The sequence below is a fragment of the Paraburkholderia sp. BR14374 genome, assembly GCF_040948685.1.
Classification (GTDB): domain Bacteria; phylum Pseudomonadota; class Gammaproteobacteria; order Burkholderiales; family Burkholderiaceae; genus Paraburkholderia; species Paraburkholderia youngii.
This window is the reverse complement of record NZ_JBFPKF010000179.1, coordinates 1-245: the sequence shown is the minus strand read 5'-3', so window position 1 is coordinate 245 and position 245 is coordinate 1. Positions and strand designations below refer to the sequence as shown.

Genomic DNA, 245 nt, shown 5'->3' with positions numbered 1-245 from the left:
TCGATGAACGTGATCATCACTTCGGTCGGCGGTCGAGCTCCGCCTGTGCGAAATACGCCGACGCCTTGCGCAGGATTTCATTAACCTGGCGCAGCTCACGGTTCTCCCTCTCCAGCTCCTTGAGCCGCCCCGGGTTTTCCGGAGACCGTTTTGCTTGCGTCATGCCACAGTGACAGACTCAGCGAGATTTGCATAGTAAGCGGCTTCTGCCTCGGCAGGTGGAATGTTGCCGATGGGGCCGAAGA

1 pseudogene and 1 other annotated feature are annotated in these 245 nt (G+C 58.8%); the pseudogene reads right to left on the bottom strand.

Annotation, left to right across the window (positions count from 1 at the left end):
• Positions 1-59 (bottom strand) — a sequence feature (AL1L pseudoknot). This feature is flagged as partial in the annotation.
• Positions 1-127, bottom strand: a pseudogene (locus tag AB3X86_RS38555) (IS3 family transposase); the annotation flags it as partial. It overlaps the preceding feature by 59 nt.
• Positions 128-245: the final 118 nt, after the last annotated feature.